This window comes from Streptomyces sp. NBC_00663 (genome assembly GCF_036226885.1).
Classification (GTDB): domain Bacteria; phylum Actinomycetota; class Actinomycetes; order Streptomycetales; family Streptomycetaceae; genus Streptomyces.
The window spans coordinates 7,806,565-7,820,374 of the sequence record NZ_CP109027.1 but is presented as its reverse complement, the minus strand read 5'-3'; the positions used below and the strand labels follow the sequence as shown (position 1 = coordinate 7,820,374).

The following is a 13,810-nucleotide window of genomic DNA, read 5'->3' as shown; positions in this document are numbered from 1 at the left end:
AAGGACCTTTCACAGACGTTCGAAGGAGCGGCGCAGCTCCCAGTCGGTCACCGCGGCGTCGAAGGCCTCCAGCTCGACGCGTGCCATGTTGCGGTAGTGGGCCACGACCTCGTCGCCGAAGGCGGCCTTGGCGATGGGGCTGTTCTCCCACAGGTCGGCGGCCTCGCGCAGGGTGGTGGGGACGTGTGCGTACTCGGCGGTGTAGGCGTTGCCCGGACAGGCATCGGGCAGCTCCAGCTTCTGCTCGATGCCGTACAGCCCGGCGGCGACCAGGCCCGCGACCGCCAGGTGCGGGTTGACGTCACCGCCCGGGAGCCGGTTCTCGAAGCGCATGGAGCGGCCGTGGCCGACGACGCGCAGCGCGCAGGTGCGGTTGTCGTGGCCCCAGGCGACGGCGGTCGGGGCGAAGGAGCCGGGCTGGAAGCGCTTGTACGAGTTGATGTTGGGCGCGTAGAGGAGGGAGAAGTCCCTGAGGGCGGCCAGCTGCCCGGCGAGGAAGTGCCGCATGACCTCCGACATGCCGCCGTTCCCGGCCATGGCGTTGTTGCCGGCGGCGTCCGCGAGGGAGAGGTGGATGTGGCAGGAGTTGCCCTCGCGTTCGTTGTACTTGGCCATGAAGGTGAGCGAGACGCCCTCCTGGGCGGCGATCTCCTTGGCGCCGGTCTTGTAGACGGCGTGCTGGTCGCAGGTGACCAGGGCGTCGTCGTAGCGGAAGGCGATCTCGTGCTGTCCGGGGTTGCACTCGCCCTTGGCGGACTCGACGGTGAGTCCGGCGGCCGCCATCTCGTTGCGGATCCGGCGGAGCAGCGGTTCGATCCGGCCGGTCCCCAGCACCGAGTAGTCGATGTTGTACTGGTTGGCCGGTGTGAGCCCCCGGTAGTTGCTGTCCCAGGCCTGTTCGTAGGTGTCCTTGAAGACGATGAACTCCAGCTCGGTGCCGACCTGGGCGGTGTACCCGTGCTCGGCGAGCCGCTCCAGCTGGCGCCGGAGGATCTGGCGGGGCGCGGCGACGACCGGGGAGCCGTCCTCCCAGGCGAGGTCGGCGATGAGCATGGCGGTCCCGGCGTTCCAGGGGACGCGGCGGAGGGTGGACAGGTCGGGGTGCATGGCGAAGTCGCCGTACCCCCGGTCCCAGGAGGACATGGCGTAGCCGTCGACGGTGTTCATCTCGGTGTCGACGGCCAGGAGGTAGTTGCAGCCCTCGGTGCCGTGGTGGAGTACCTCGTCGAGGAAGAAGCGGGCGGCGAACCGCTTGCCCTGGAGTCTTCCCTGCATGTCGGGGAAGGCCAGGACGACGGTGTCGATCTCACCGCTCGCGACGAGGGCGTGCAGCTCCTCGACGCTCAGCGGGGCTGTGCGGTCTGCCACGGGAACGCTCCTTCGGCTTCTTCGCGCTTTTTCGGCCGGGCCGGAAGCCATAAGGTATTGCGGAGAACCATTGCTTGGGAAGGGGGTACGGCGGGATGTCGCTGGATCCGGAGGGTGGTCTGGAGGGCCGGCTGGAGGACCGTCTGACGCCGGTGCTGCGGCCGGTGCGGGCGGGCAACGGGTTCGAGGAGGCGCTGGAGCAGATCCTCCAGGTCGTACGGCTCGGCCTGGTGCCGGGGGGCGAGCGGCTGCCGGCCGAGCGGGAGCTGGCGGAGCGGCTCGGGATCAGCCGGGTGACGCTGCGCGAGGTGCTGAAGGTGCTTCAGGACCAGGGGCTGGTCGAGTCGCGGCGCGGGCGGTACGGCGGCACGTTCGTGCTGCCGCGGGCGGACGCGGGCGACCTCGGCGAGGGCGAGCTGCGGCGGCGGATCGCCGAGGTCGACATCGAGGACGTGCTCCGCTTCCGGGAGGTGCTGGAGGTCGGGGCGGCCGGCCTGTGCGCGGCGCACGGCCTGACGGACGAGCAGGCGACGAGGCTGCGCGAGGCGCTGTCCCGCACACAGGACGCGCCGCTGCCGGACTACCGCCGCCTGGACACCCTGCTGCACCTCACGCTGGCCGAGCTGTGCGGCTCGCCGACGCTGACGGCGCAGTATGCGGCGGTACGGGCCACGGTGAACGAGCTGCTGGACTGCATCCCGCTCCTGGTGCGGAACCTGGAGCACTCGCAGCGCCAGCACAGCGCGCTGGTGGAGGCGGTCCTCGACGGGGACGCGGACGGGGCGCGGGAGATGATGCGGGAGCACTGCGCGGGGACGGCGGCGCTGCTGAGGGGGTTCCTGGCATAGGGCCGCGCCCGGCATGCTCTTGCCACGCCAGGCCCGGCTCGGCAAAGGTATGGGCGTAATCCATTGCGGGAGCTGGAGGGCGTATGGCGGGCAGGCCACTGATCGGCGTCAGCACGTATCTGGAGGCCGGGGCGCGCTGGGGCGTGTGGGAGCTGGAGGCGGCGCTGCTGCCCGCCGGGTACCCGCGACTGGTGCAGCGGGCGGGCGGGCTGGTGGCGATGCTGCCGCCGGACGCGCCGGAGTACGCCGCCGCGACCGTCGCCCGCCTCGACGGCCTGGTGATCGCGGGCGGTCCGGACGTCGAGCCGGTGCACTACGGCGCCGAGCGCGAGCCCCGCACCGGCCCGCCCGCGCGGGAACGGGACGCGTGGGAGCTGGCGTTGATCGACGCGGCCCTGGCGGCGGGGACACCGCTCCTGGGGATCTGCCGCGGCATGCAGCTGCTGAACGTCGCCGTCGGCGGCACGCTCGTCCAGCACATCGACGGCCACGCGGAGGTGGTCGGCGTCTTCGGACGGCACACGGTGAAGCCGGTGCCGGGGACGCTGTACGCCGACGCGGTCCCCGAGGAGACGTCGGTACCGACCTATCACCACCAGGCTGTGGACCGCCTCGGCGCCGGTCTGGTGGCGTCGGCGCACGCGGCGGACGGAACGGTGGAGGCGGTGGAACTGCCGTCCGCCGCCGGGTGGGTGCTGGGGGTGCAGTGGCATCCGGAGATGGGTGAGGATCTGCGGGTGGTGCGGGCCTTGGTCACAGCCGCTTCCTGAGCCAGGCCGACGCCGCCTCGCCCTGGGCGCGTTGGAAGGCGCGGACGGTGGGGATGCCGGGCGGCGGGGGTTGCAGGCCGCGGTGGACGAAGTAGCCGGTGAGGCCCGCGAGGGCGACGGTGACCGCGTCCGGGTCGGCGGCGCGGCCCAGCGGGTGCGTGGAGAACAGTTCCTCGGGATCCGGGCCGCCCTGGGCCCTGACGCACGGGAGCATCAGCAGCAGGTCGAGCCAGGGGGCGCCGCGGACGACGTGCGGCCAGTCGACGAAGACGACGCGGTCGTCGTCGGTGAGCAGCATGTTGTCCGCGCGGAGATCGCCGTGGGCGAGGGTGTCCCCGGCGACGGCTTCGCGCCAGGGGGCGGCGAGTTCGGCGAGGTACGGGAGACGGGCCGCGACCCAGGGGTCGAGCCCCTCGGGGGCGGGCTTCTCGGAGGCTGTCTCCTCCAGGAGCCGTTGCCAGCCGTCGAACTGGTCGGCGAGGGACTCGGCGGCGAGGGGTGCGTCGGGTACGGGGGCCGGGGTGAGGGCGCCCGCGAGGTCGCCGACAGCCTCCAGGACACGTCTCAACTCCGGTTGCCGCCAGGGGACATGGGGCTGACGTCCCTCGATGTCCTCAAGGACCAGCACGGTCCAGGTGCCGTCGTCGTAGGTGCCGAGGAGGCGGGGTGCGGGGACCGCGGCCGGGAGCGCGGCGGTGTTGCGGGCTTCCCGGCGATGGAACACCGGGCTCCGCTCGTTGACCCGCGCACTGACCGCCTTCACGAAGGCGCGGTGGCCGTGTGCGGTACGGAGCCGGGCGGCCGTGCCCGGGGAGAATCCGCCGGGTTGGGTGGCGGCGTGGACGACGGGGGCGCCGAGGATGTCGGCGACGGCGGCGTGGACGTACGACGGGAGATCTTCCCAGGGGGTACGGACGCCTGCGGCGGGCGGGGCGGTGGCTGACATGGGGAAATGGTGCGGGTCGCAGACGTCGCAGCACCAACGGTTTTCGCCCCGGCCGCCCCTACCCGCGCGTCAGCGACAACAACTCCCGTGCCGGTCCCACCGGCCGATGCCCCTTCGGCCACACCGCGCGCAGATCGCGGGCCAGGGACACGCCCTCCACCGGTACCGCCACCAGTCTGCGCATCGCCAACTCCTCCCCCACCGCCAGTTCGCTGAGTACCGCCGGTCCCGCTCCGCTCACCGCCCCCGCCTTCACCGCCGTGGTCGAGGACAGCTCGATCAGCGGGCGGGCCAGGCCGCCCAGCGCGGCGTCCAGGACCTGGCGGGTCCCCGACCCCTTCTCGCGGAGGATCAGCGGCGTCGACGCCAACTCCTCGGCGGCGAGCGGGCGTCGGCGGCGGGCCCAGGGGTGGGCCGGGGCGGTGACGACGATGAGGCGGTCGTGGGCGATGACGACCGAGTCCAGGCCCGTCGGCACCGTCAGCCCCTCCACGAAGCCGAGGTCCGCCTCGGCGGACAGCAGGCGTTCCGCCACCGCCGCGGAGTTGCCCGCCAGCAACGACACCGCCGTGTCGGGGCGTTGGGCGCGCAGGGCGAGCAGCCAGCCCGGCAGCAGATACTCCGCGATCGTCATGCTGGCCGCCACCCGCAGCCGGGAGTCCCGCCGGTCGCGCAGCGCCTGCGCCCCCGCGTCGAACGCCTCCGCCGCCTCCACGATCCGCCGCGCCCAGTCCGTGACCAGCGCGCCGGCGTCCGTCAGCCGCGAACCGCGGGGCGAGCGGTCCACCAGCGCCACGCCCAGCTGCCGTTCCATGGAGCGGATACGGCTGCTGGCGGCGGGCTGGGTGATACCGACCTCGCGGGCCGCCGCCCCGAGACTGCCGAGCCGCGCCACCGCGAGGAGCAGTTCCAGCGCGCCGAGGTCGGGCACCCGGTGTGACAGCGAGACGGCCGGGGACAGCGGGGGATCATGCTGCGCACTGCTCATAAACCCAGTTTATGCCCTCATAGAGACATCGTCCCTGGTGGGGAGCGCCGAGCCGCGCGAGGCTCGAAGCATGGTCACCGCAGCCCAGCCGCTCCTCCCCACGCGTGCCACCGCACGTCCCCCGCGCGCCACAGCCGTCCGTCACCTCGGACCGAACTGGTACGCCACCGTCATGGGCACCGCCGTCGTCGCCACCGCCGGATCGGCGCTGCCGGTCTCCGTGCCCGGTCTGCGCACCGCCCTCACCGGCGTCTGGGCGTTCTCCCTCGTCCTGCTCCTGGCCCTCCTCGGCGCCCGCGCCCTGCACTGGACCCACCACCGCGACCAGGCCCGCGCCCATCTCCTCGACCCGGCGATGGCCCCCTTCTACGGCTGCCTGGCCATGGCTCAGCTCGCCGTCGGCGGCGGTGCCCTCACCGTCGGCGTCGACTGGATCGGCACGCGGGCGGCGGTGGCGCTGGACGCCGTGCTGTTCACCGCCGGAACGGCCGTCGGGCTCGCGGCCGCCGTCGCCGTCCCCTACCTGATGGCCGTGCGCCATCGCGTCGAGCCGGGACAGGCGACCCCCGTGTGGCTGCTGCCCCTCGTCGCGCCCATGGTGTCCGCGGCGCTCGGGCCGCTCCTGGTGCACCGTCTCCCGGCCGGTCAGGCGCGGGAGACCCTGCTGCTCGCCTGCGTCGCCCTGTTCGGGGTCTCGTTGCTGGCGACGCTGCTCATGCTGCCCCTCGTCTTCGGCCGGCTGATCACGGGCGGGCCGCTGCCGCTCGCCCTCACCCCGACCCTGTTCCTCGTCCTGGGCCCGCTCGGGCAGTCCACCACCGCGGTCAACCAGTTCGCGGACGTCGCCCCCGGTGTCGTACCGGCCCCGTACAGCGGCGGCTTCTCGGTTCTCGCCGTGCTCTACGGCGTCCCCGTCATGGGGTTCGCCCTGCTCTGGTTCGCGCTCGCCGTCGCGCACGTCGTGCGGGCCCGCCGGGCGGGGATGGGGTTCGCGATGACCTGGTGGGCGTTCACGTTCCCGGTCGGGACCTGTGTCACCGGGGCGGAGGGGCTGGCCCGCCACACCGGGCTGGTCGTCTTCGACGGGCTGGCGATCGGGCTGTACGTCGTCCTCGTCGCCGCCTGGGGTGTCGCCGCGCTGCACACCGTACGGGGGCTCCTCAGGGGTGAGCTGCTCGCAGGGCCGCGGCCAGCACCCGTGGCGCTTCCCTGAGGGAGGGGCCGTACCAGGTGAGGTGACGGCCGCTGACCAGCGCGGCCGGGATTCCCTCGAACGCCTCCGGGCCGTCGTCCGCCGTGAAGCGATACGGCTCGTCCGGGAGGACCACGAGGTCCGGTCGCGTCGCCCGCAGCGCGTCGAGAGGGATGCGGGGATAGCGGTCGGGGTGCGTGGCGTACACATGGTCCACGCCCAGGCGGGCCAGCACGTCGCCCGCGAACGTGTCCCGGCCCAGCACCATCCAGGGGCGGCGCCAGATCGGCACCACCGCCGTCCTGCGAACCGCCGGCGGCTCTCCCGACCAGGCCTCCTCCGCCTCGTCCAGCCAGCGCGGCCGTCCCCGCGCCCCGCACGCCGTCAGCACGCGTGCCAGCTCCCGGAAGGCCTGCGCCACATCCCGCACCTCGGTCACCAGGACCTCGACGCCCGCCGCGCGCAGGGCCGCCAGGTCGGGGGCGCGGTTCTCCTCCTCGTTGGCGATCACCAGGTCGGGGGCGAGGGCGAGGATGCGGTCGAGCTTCGGGTTCTTCGTGCCGCCGATCCGCGTCACGTCCAGGCCCGCCGGGTGCGTGCACCAGTCGGTGGCGCCGGCCAGCGCGCCGGGGACGGGCTCGGCCACCGCCTCCGTGAGGGACGGGACCAGGGACACGACCCTCACGGACGTGGCCGGTCCTGGACCGCCTCGATGTGTTCGGCCACCGCGACGACGACCACCCGGGTGTCGGACACGGTCGCCCGCCACCGGTGCCGCACCCCGCCGGTGAGGTAGAGGGTGTCGCCCCGGCCGAGCCGGTAGGCCCGGCCCTCGGCCTCGATCTCCACGGCGCCGTCGGCGACGTACATCAACTGGTCGTTGCGGTACTGGAATTCACGCCGTGCGTCATGGTCGCCGGTGAACTCCTGGGCGTGCATCTGATGGTGACCCCGCACCAGGGAACGCACCCGGGGCTGGGATTCGGCCTCCACGCAGTCGGCGCGCACGACATCGACACTGCACGCCGGGTCGGCGGCGGCGAGGAGTTCGACGGCGGTGGTGCGCAGAGCGTCGGCGACCTTCTCCAGGGAGCTGCGGCTGGGGCGCGCCCGTTCGTTCTCGATCTGGCTCAGGAAGGGGACCGACAGGCCGCTGCGTTCGGCCACGACGGCGAGGGTGAGTTCCAGCGCGCGACGCCGCCGCCGTACGGCCGCGCCCACCCGTAGGGGCTGTTCTTTGTGGTCGCCCATCGCTCCGGCTCCCTCCTTCGCTCGTCGCTCGGCACCTGTCGCTGAACATGTCTCTGTCGAGTTGTCTGCACCCTACGCATGTTCGGCAAACCGTTTCACGCGCCCGTCACATTGCCGTGAACCCGGCGCGGGCATTCTCGCCAACTCCGGCCAGTAGATCAGCTCTCCGGCCGCCGTGTGAGGGGATTCCTCCGTCAGGACGAACGGCCTGACCACGACGGCCGGATGAGGCTCAGGTGACGACGTAGCTGTATGTGGTTGTCCGGTTTCTTTTGGTCGCGGCTACTGCGGGGTCATCCGCTCCACCATGTCCGGGTGCTTCTTCAGCCAGTCCTCGACCGCCTCGTCCTCGTGCCCCTGGCCGTGCGCGTTGATCGCCGCCTCCAGGGTGCCGAGCTCGTCCTCGCTCATATGGAAGCCCTTGATCCACTTGGTGAGCTGCGGGTACTGCTCCGGGAACTTCTCGTTGGCGATGGTGCGGATCGTGTTCCCCTCGCCGAAGAGCTTCTTGTCGTCCTTCAGCTTGGTCAGGTCGTACTGGCTGTACGCCCAGTGCGGGGACCAGAGCACGACGGCGACGGGCTGCTTCTTGGCGTACGCCCGCTTGAGCTCGGCGAGCATCGCGGGCGTGGAGCCGTCGACGACGTCGTACTCCTTGTCCAGGCCGTAGCCGGGCAGGACCTTGTTCTTCAGGAGGTTCATCTCGCCGGTGCCCGGCTCGATGCCGATGATCTTCCCGTCGAAGAGGTCGGCCTTGCCCTTGAGGTCCTCGTAGGACGTGATCCCCTTGACGTACGAGGGGACCGCGACCTCCAGCGAGGTCGGCTGGTACCAGGTGCCGAGGTCGGCGAGTCTGTCCTTGTTCTTGTCCCAGTAGCTCGCCTGCGCGTACGGCAGCCAGGCGTCGAAGTTGAGGTCGAGGTCCCCGGAGGCGAGGCCGGTGTAGACCGGGCCGACGTCCATCTGCTTCAGGTTCAGCTTGTAGCCGCGCCGCTCCAGGACGTTCTTCCACAGATGGGTGACGGCGATGTCCTCGTCCCAGGGGAACCAGGCCACGTCGACCGGGTTCTTGGCCTCGGCCGGGGTCGCCGCGGACTTCGCGACCGGCGCCAGCTTGTCGACCACGCCGGGGTTGTCCTTCAGCCAGGCGCGGACCGCGTCCTGCTGCTTGCCCTTGCCGGCCTTGTTGATCTCGGCCTCAAGGCTGGTGAGCTGCTTCTCGTCGAGCTTGAAGTCCTTCAGCCACTTGCCGACGACCGGGTTCTCGGCGGCGAAGCCCTTGCGGGCCACGGTGTGGATACCGTCGCCGGAGCCCCACGCCCCCTTGGGATCCTTGAGCTTCTTCAGGTCGTAGTCGTTGTACGCCCAGTGCGGCGACCAGAGCGTGACGACGATCGGGTCCTGCTGGGCGTACGCCCGCTTCAGCTCGGCCAGCATGGCGGGCGTGGAGCTGTCGACGACCTTGTACTCCTTGTCTAGGCCGTACGCCTTGAGGACCTTGCTCTTCAGCAGGGCCATCTCACCGGCGCTCGATTCGATGCCGGTGATCTTCCCGCCGAACTCGGAGCCCTTGCCCTTGAGGTCGTCGAGCGAGTCGACGTCCTTCATGTAGGACGGCACGCTCAGCTCCAGCGACGTCTTGTCGTACCAGGCGCCGAGGTCGTCGAGCTTGTCGCCGTACTTCTTCCAGTACTGCTCATGGGTCGTCGGCAGCCAGGCGCCCGTCATGAAGTCGGCGCTGCCGGAGGCGACGGAGGTGTAGAGGGGGCCCGCGTCCAACTGCTTGGCGTCCACCTGGAAGCCGCGCTGCTCCAGGATCTCCTTCCAGAGGAAGGTGGAGGCGACGCCGTCGTCCCAGGGGACGTAGCCGATGCTGACCTTCTTGCCCTGGCCGACGTCCTTGCCGTCGGCGACCGGGGCCGTGCTGTCGCCGCTGCCGCCGAACATGCCCATGCCGCCGGCGACAAGGCCGAGGATCACGACGCCGATCACGGCGACCTGGGGACGGGGGCGGTACGACCAGATCTTCAGCCCCTGTGCCGCGCGGGCCCGGGCGGCGGCACGGCGGCCCAGCGGGGAGACCTGGGTGCCGAGGGCGCCGGTCATACGGTCGAGGTAGATCGCGAGGATCACGATGGCCACGCCCGCCTCGGAGCCGAGACCGACGTCGAGCTGGCCGATGGCCTCGTTGACCCGGCCGCCGAGGCCGCCGGTGCCGACCATGCCGGCGATCGCGGCCATGGACAGGCCGAGCATGATGACCTGGTTGACGCCGGCCATGACGGTCGGCAGGGCGAGCGGCAGCTGGACGCGCAGCAGGGTGTCCCTGGGAGTCGTGCCGAACGCCTCGGCCGCCTCGACCAGTTCCTTGTCGACCTGGCGGATGCCCAGCTCGGTCATGCGCACACCGGGGGCGAGCGCGAAGATCAGGGTGGCGACCATGCCCGCGGAGGCGCCGGTGCCGAAGAAGAGGATCGCCGGGATGAGGTAGATCATCGCGGGCAGCGTCTGCATGAAGTCCAGGACCGGCCGGACCAGTCCGCTGACCCGGTCGGAGCGGGCCGCCCAGATGCCCACCGGTACGGCGATCACCAGGGCGATGAGCGTGGCGACGAGGACCAGGGAGAGGGTCACCATCGCGTCGTCCCACAGTTCGAGGGAGTCGATGAAGGCGAAGCCCACGAAGGTGAGCAGGCCGGCCGTGGTGCCGCGCAGCCAGAAGGCGATCACGGCGAAGATGCCCGCGAGGATCAGGGGCTGGGGCGCCTGGAGGACGGCGTCGATGCCGTCGTAGGCGCCGGTGAAGACGGTCTTGAGGAAGTCGAAGAGCCAGGCCATGTGGCCGAGCAGCCAGTCGACGGCGTCGTTGACCCAGTCGCCGAGCGGAATCCTAGGCACGGGCCACCGCCTCCGCCTTGTCGTCGCCCGCCCGGGGCGCGGGGATGGCCTGTCCGTCGGCGAGGAAGCCGATCAGCCGTCTGCTGGGGACCACGCCGACGAGCCGGCGGCTGTCGTCCAGCACCGCGACGGGGTGCGTCGAGCGGGCGCTCATCGCGCAGAGTTCGGTGAACGGGGTGTCGGGCGTCGCGGTCTCGCAGGCGCTCGTGCAGCCGCAGTCGGCCTCGTCGCCGCGCACGTCGGTGTCCATGACGGCGGACGCGGTCAGGACGCGGGAGCGGTCGACGTCCTGGATGAAGGAGGCGACGTAGTCGTTCGCGGGCCGGACGAGGATGTCCTCGGCGGTGCCGTTCTGGACGATCCGGCCGTCGCGCATGACGGCGATCCGGTCGCCGAGCCGCATGGCCTCGTTGAGGTCGTGGGTGATGAAGACGATCGTCTTCTTCAGGGTCTGCTGGAGCTGGAGCAGCTGGTCCTGCATGTCCCGGCGGATCAGCGGGTCGAGGGCGCTGAACGACTCGTCCATCAGCAGCAGGTCGGCGTCGGTGGCCAGGGCGCGGGCCAGGCCCACGCGCTGCTGCATACCGCCGGACAGCTCGTCGGGCCAGGACTTCTCCCAGCCGGCGAGGCCGCACAGCTCCAGGGCCTCGGTGGCGCGCTTCATGCGCTCGGCCTTGGGGACGCCCTGCACGGCGAGGCCGTAGGCGGCGTTCTCCAGGACGCTGCGGTGCGGGAACAGCGCGAAGTGCTGGAAGACCATGCTGATCTTGCGTGCGCGGACCTCGCGCAGTTCCCGGTCGCCGAGGGCGGTCAGGTCCTGGCCGTCGAAGCGGACGTTGCCCTCGGTCGGTTCCAGCAGCCCGTTGAGCATGCGCAGCAGCGTCGACTTGCCGGATCCGGACAGGCCCATGACGACGAAGATCTGGCCGGGGTCCACGGTGAAGGAGGCGTCGATGACGGCGGCGGTCGTCCCGTCGGTGCGCAGCTCCTCCCGGTCGGCTCCATCGCGCAGTCTCTCGACTGCCTCACTCGGTCGTCTGCCGAACACCTTGTAGAGATGTTCGGCCTCTAGCCTGGCTGACACGCGTACCTCTTGCGTCGGGGGCGGGGGTCAGTGGCGGCGCCTGCCCCTGGCCGACCAGGACAAACCGGAAAGTGGTTCAGTTCACAACGAGTCCGTAGGATCACCGCCGACGCTTCACATCGCTGCTGAGGGGGACGGCTGTGGAACGACCGGACGACAGACGCGCGTCGGTACTGCGCTTCGCGACGGAGCTGGTGGCATGGGTCGCCGCGCCCTGGGCCCTGGCCGCGTACTCCTGGGTGCTCGCCGTCCTCGCGGTGGTGGTCCTCATCGGTCTGCCGACCGTGTTCTCCACACCGGGCGACAAGGCGCAGGTGATCGTCCCGGTGCCCGGCGCGGTGACGATCCTGCTGGTGCTGCTCCAGCTCGTCGTGGCGGTGGTCGCGGCGTGGTGGGCCTGGCCGGTGTGGGCGGCGGTCGTCGTGTCGGTGCTGGCCGCGGCGACCCTCGTCACCGAACAACCGCGCTGGCGCTGGCTGGTGACCCGCGTCGGCGGGTGACTGTCGGTGCCGTACGGCATGATGCGAGGCGTGACCGGACGACTCATGCTTCTCGACACCGCCTCGCTCTACTTCCGCGCCTACTTCGGTGTACCGGAGTCCGTGAAGGCCCCGGACGGCACGCCGGTGAACGCCGTGCGCGGGCTGCTGGAGTTCATCGACCGCCTGGTCAAGGACCACCGCCCCGATGAGCTGGTGGCCTGCATGGACGCCGACTGGCGTCCCCAGTGGCGGGTCGATCTGATCCCCTCCTACAAGGCCCACCGGGTCGCCGAGGAGCATGAGGTCGGGCCGGACGAGGAGGAGGTGCCGGACACGCTGTCACCGCAGGTGCCGGTCATCGAGGCCGTCCTGGACGCGCTCGGCATCGCGCGCGTGGGCGTCGCGGGCTACGAGGCGGACGATGTGATCGGCACGTTCACCGCGCGGGCGAAGGGCCCGGTCGACATCGTCACCGGCGACCGCGACCTGTACCAGCTGGTGGACGACGCTCGCGGCATCCGCGTGCTGTACCCGCTCAAGGGCGTGGGCACGCTCCAGCTCACCGACGAGGCGTGGCTGCGCGAGAAGTATGGCGTCGACGGACGCGGGTACGCGGATCTGGCGCTGCTGCGCGGCGACCCGAGCGACGGTCTGCCGGGGGTGCCCGGCATCGGGGAGAAGACGGCGGCCAAGCTGCTGGCCGAGTTCGGCGACCTGGCCGGGATCATGGCGGCGGTCGACGACCCGAAGGCGAAGCTCACGCCGTCGCAGCGCAAGCGCCTGGACGAGTCGCGGCCGTATGTCGCGGTGGCGCCGAAGGTCGTGCATGTCGCGGACGACGTCCCGCTGCCGGACGTCGACCCGACGCTGCCGCGCGGCCCGCGGGACCCGGCCGCAATGGAGGAGCTGGGGGCGCGCTGGGGCCTGGGCGGGTCGCTTCAGCGGCTGCTGACGACCCTGGCTCCGTAAATCATCTTCTCCGCTGGGCGAATCACCTTCTCATCGGAGGGGAACCGCATTCTCGTTTGACTTAATCTTGCCCTCAGACAAGGGGTGTTAAGTAAGGGGAGATGTTAACTTAGGTAAGCCTAAGCAGGGAAGCAGGGAGGCCGCCATGGCAGAACGACCGGGACGCAAGCCGCGGAAGCCGCATTCCGCGGAGGTCGTCCGCACCGAGCGACTGACCCCGCACATGCAGCGGGTCGTGCTCGGAGGCGAGGGGCTCGCCGATTTCGCGGCGGACACCTGCACCGACCATTATGTGAAGCTGCTGTTCCCGGCGGGGGGTGCCGTCTATCCCGAGCCCTTTGACATGGAACGGATCCGCGAGGAGTTCCCGCGCGAGCAGTGGCCGGTGACCCGGACCTACACGGTCCGCCACTGGGACGCCGAACACCGCGAGATGACCCTGGACTTCGTGATCCACGGCGACGAGGGTCTCGCCGGGCCCTGGGCGGCGCAGGTGCGGCCGGGCGAGACCGTCTGGTTCATGGGCCCCGGCGGCGCCTACGCCCCCGACACCGCCGCCGACTGGCATCTGCTCGTCGGTGACGAGAGCGCGCTGCCCGCCATCGCCCGCTCCCTGGAGGCGCTGCCCGACGGAGTCACGGCGTACGCCTTCGTCGAGGTGGCCGGCCCCGAGGAGGAGCAGAAGATCGACTCCGATGTGGAGGTCGTCTGGCTGCATCGCGGGGACCGGCCGGTCGGCGACGCGCTGACCGAGGCCGTGCGGGCGCTGGAGTTCCCCGAGGGGCGGGTGCACGCCTTCGTCCACGGCGAGGCGCACTTCGTGAAGGAGCTGCGGCAGCTGCTGCGCGTCGAGCGCGAGATCCCCCGCGAGGACCTGTCGATCTCCGGCTACTGGCGGCTCGGCCACAACGAGGACGGCTGGCAGGCCTCGAAGCAGGAGTGGAACGCCCGGATCGAGAACGAGCAGGAGGGCACGCCGACGGCGTGAGCCCTGGGACAGCGGCCCGTGCAGCA

At 71.3% G+C, this 13,810-nt stretch carries 13 protein-coding genes; 6 read left to right on the top strand and 7 right to left on the bottom strand.

Annotated features, from left to right (window positions below; genetic code table 11):
* Positions 1-9: 9 nt before the first annotated feature.
* Positions 10-1,368 (bottom strand): glutamine synthetase family protein, encoded by a 1,359-nt coding sequence (locus OG866_RS35435; protein WP_329341152.1) that lies wholly within the window; start codon positions 1,366-1,368, stop codon positions 10-12.
* 95 nt (positions 1,369-1,463) lie between these two features.
* On the opposite strand from OG866_RS35435, the gene OG866_RS35430 reads away from it, so the two are divergent.
* Positions 1,464-2,216 carry a FadR/GntR family transcriptional regulator gene (locus OG866_RS35430; protein ID WP_329341150.1) on the top strand — a complete coding sequence of 251 codons (753 nt, stop codon included), beginning with the start codon at positions 1,464-1,466 and terminating at the stop codon, positions 2,214-2,216.
* 83 nt (positions 2,217-2,299) lie between these two features.
* Positions 2,300-2,986 (top strand): gamma-glutamyl-gamma-aminobutyrate hydrolase family protein, encoded by a 687-nt coding sequence (locus tag OG866_RS35425; RefSeq protein ID WP_329341148.1) that lies wholly within the window; start codon positions 2,300-2,302, stop codon positions 2,984-2,986.
* On the opposite strand, the gene OG866_RS35420 is transcribed toward OG866_RS35425, so the two are convergent.
* Together OG866_RS35420 and OG866_RS35415 are read right to left on the bottom strand one after the other, a co-directional pair.
* Complete coding sequence (locus tag OG866_RS35420; protein WP_329341146.1) at positions 2,970-3,932, bottom strand: phosphotransferase family protein; 963 nt, start codon at positions 3,930-3,932, stop codon at positions 2,970-2,972. The two genes, OG866_RS35425 and OG866_RS35420, sit on opposite strands and share 17 nt — an antisense overlap.
* Before the next feature lie 58 nt (positions 3,933-3,990).
* Complete coding sequence (locus OG866_RS35415; RefSeq protein WP_329341144.1) at positions 3,991-4,920, bottom strand: LysR family transcriptional regulator; 930 nt, start codon at positions 4,918-4,920, stop codon at positions 3,991-3,993.
* A 70-nt stretch (positions 4,921-4,990) separates the two neighbouring features.
* On the opposite strand from OG866_RS35415, the gene OG866_RS35410 reads away from it, so the two are divergent.
* Complete coding sequence (locus OG866_RS35410; protein ID WP_329341143.1) at positions 4,991-6,133, top strand: TDT family transporter; 1,143 nt, start codon at positions 4,991-4,993, stop codon at positions 6,131-6,133.
* On the opposite strand, the gene OG866_RS35405 is transcribed toward OG866_RS35410, so the two are convergent.
* The 4 genes from OG866_RS35405 to OG866_RS35390 all read right to left on the bottom strand — a co-directional run bounded on the left by OG866_RS35405 (position 6,081) and on the right by OG866_RS35390 (position 11,345).
* Entirely contained in the window at positions 6,081-6,797 is a 717-nt protein-coding gene (locus OG866_RS35405) for a helical backbone metal receptor (RefSeq protein ID WP_329341141.1), read from the bottom strand. The genes OG866_RS35410 and OG866_RS35405 overlap by 53 nt on opposite strands.
* Positions 6,794-7,363 carry a helix-turn-helix domain-containing protein gene (locus OG866_RS35400; RefSeq protein WP_329341140.1) on the bottom strand — a complete coding sequence of 190 codons (570 nt, stop codon included), beginning with the start codon at positions 7,361-7,363 and terminating at the stop codon, positions 6,794-6,796. The genes OG866_RS35405 and OG866_RS35400 overlap by 4 nt, the downstream gene beginning before the upstream one ends.
* A gap of 282 nt (positions 7,364-7,645) precedes the next feature.
* The gene (locus tag OG866_RS35395) at positions 7,646-10,261 is read right to left on the bottom strand and encodes an ABC transporter permease/substrate binding protein (protein ID WP_329341138.1); all 2,616 of its coding nucleotides are present in this window, start codon (positions 10,259-10,261) and stop codon (positions 7,646-7,648) included.
* On the bottom strand, positions 10,254-11,345 hold the full coding sequence (locus OG866_RS35390; protein WP_329341136.1) for a quaternary amine ABC transporter ATP-binding protein: 1,092 nt from the start codon (positions 11,343-11,345) through the stop codon (positions 10,254-10,256). The genes OG866_RS35395 and OG866_RS35390 overlap by 8 nt, the downstream gene beginning before the upstream one ends.
* A gap of 140 nt (positions 11,346-11,485) precedes the next feature.
* Here OG866_RS35390 and OG866_RS35385 point away from each other — a divergent pair, with 140 nt between their 5' ends.
* The 3 genes from OG866_RS35385 to OG866_RS35375 all read left to right on the top strand — a co-directional run bounded on the left by OG866_RS35385 (position 11,486) and on the right by OG866_RS35375 (position 13,784).
* Complete coding sequence (locus tag OG866_RS35385) at positions 11,486-11,845, top strand: hypothetical protein (RefSeq protein ID WP_329341134.1); 360 nt, start codon at positions 11,486-11,488, stop codon at positions 11,843-11,845.
* Between the two features lie 21 nt (positions 11,846-11,866).
* On the top strand, positions 11,867-12,796 hold the full coding sequence (locus OG866_RS35380) for a 5'-3' exonuclease (RefSeq protein ID WP_329344436.1): 930 nt from the start codon (positions 11,867-11,869) through the stop codon (positions 12,794-12,796).
* A gap of 145 nt (positions 12,797-12,941) precedes the next feature.
* Complete coding sequence (locus OG866_RS35375) at positions 12,942-13,784, top strand: siderophore-interacting protein (protein WP_329341132.1); 843 nt, start codon at positions 12,942-12,944, stop codon at positions 13,782-13,784.
* The last annotated feature ends 26 nt before the right edge of the window (positions 13,785-13,810 follow it).

Excerpts from the sequence above, each read along its gene's own strand:
- OG866_RS35380 (WP_329344436.1), top strand. The coding sequence starts at position 11,867 with ATGCGAGGCGTGACCGGACGACTCATGCTTCTCGACACCGCCTCGCTC.
- OG866_RS35375 (WP_329341132.1), top strand. The coding sequence starts at position 12,942 with ATGGCAGAACGACCGGGACGCAAGCCGCGGAAGCCGCATTCCGCGGAG.
- OG866_RS35425 (WP_329341148.1), top strand. The coding sequence starts at position 2,300 with ATGGCGGGCAGGCCACTGATCGGCGTCAGCACGTATCTGGAGGCCGGG.
- OG866_RS35430 (WP_329341150.1), top strand. The coding sequence starts at position 1,464 with ATGTCGCTGGATCCGGAGGGTGGTCTGGAGGGCCGGCTGGAGGACCGT.
- OG866_RS35400 (WP_329341140.1), bottom strand. The coding sequence starts at position 7,363 with ATGGGCGACCACAAAGAACAGCCCCTACGGGTGGGCGCGGCCGTACGG.
- OG866_RS35410 (WP_329341143.1), top strand. The coding sequence starts at position 4,991 with ATGGTCACCGCAGCCCAGCCGCTCCTCCCCACGCGTGCCACCGCACGT.
- OG866_RS35420 (WP_329341146.1), bottom strand. The coding sequence starts at position 3,932 with ATGTCAGCCACCGCCCCGCCCGCCGCAGGCGTCCGTACCCCCTGGGAA.
- OG866_RS35415 (WP_329341144.1), bottom strand. The coding sequence starts at position 4,920 with ATGAGCAGTGCGCAGCATGATCCCCCGCTGTCCCCGGCCGTCTCGCTG.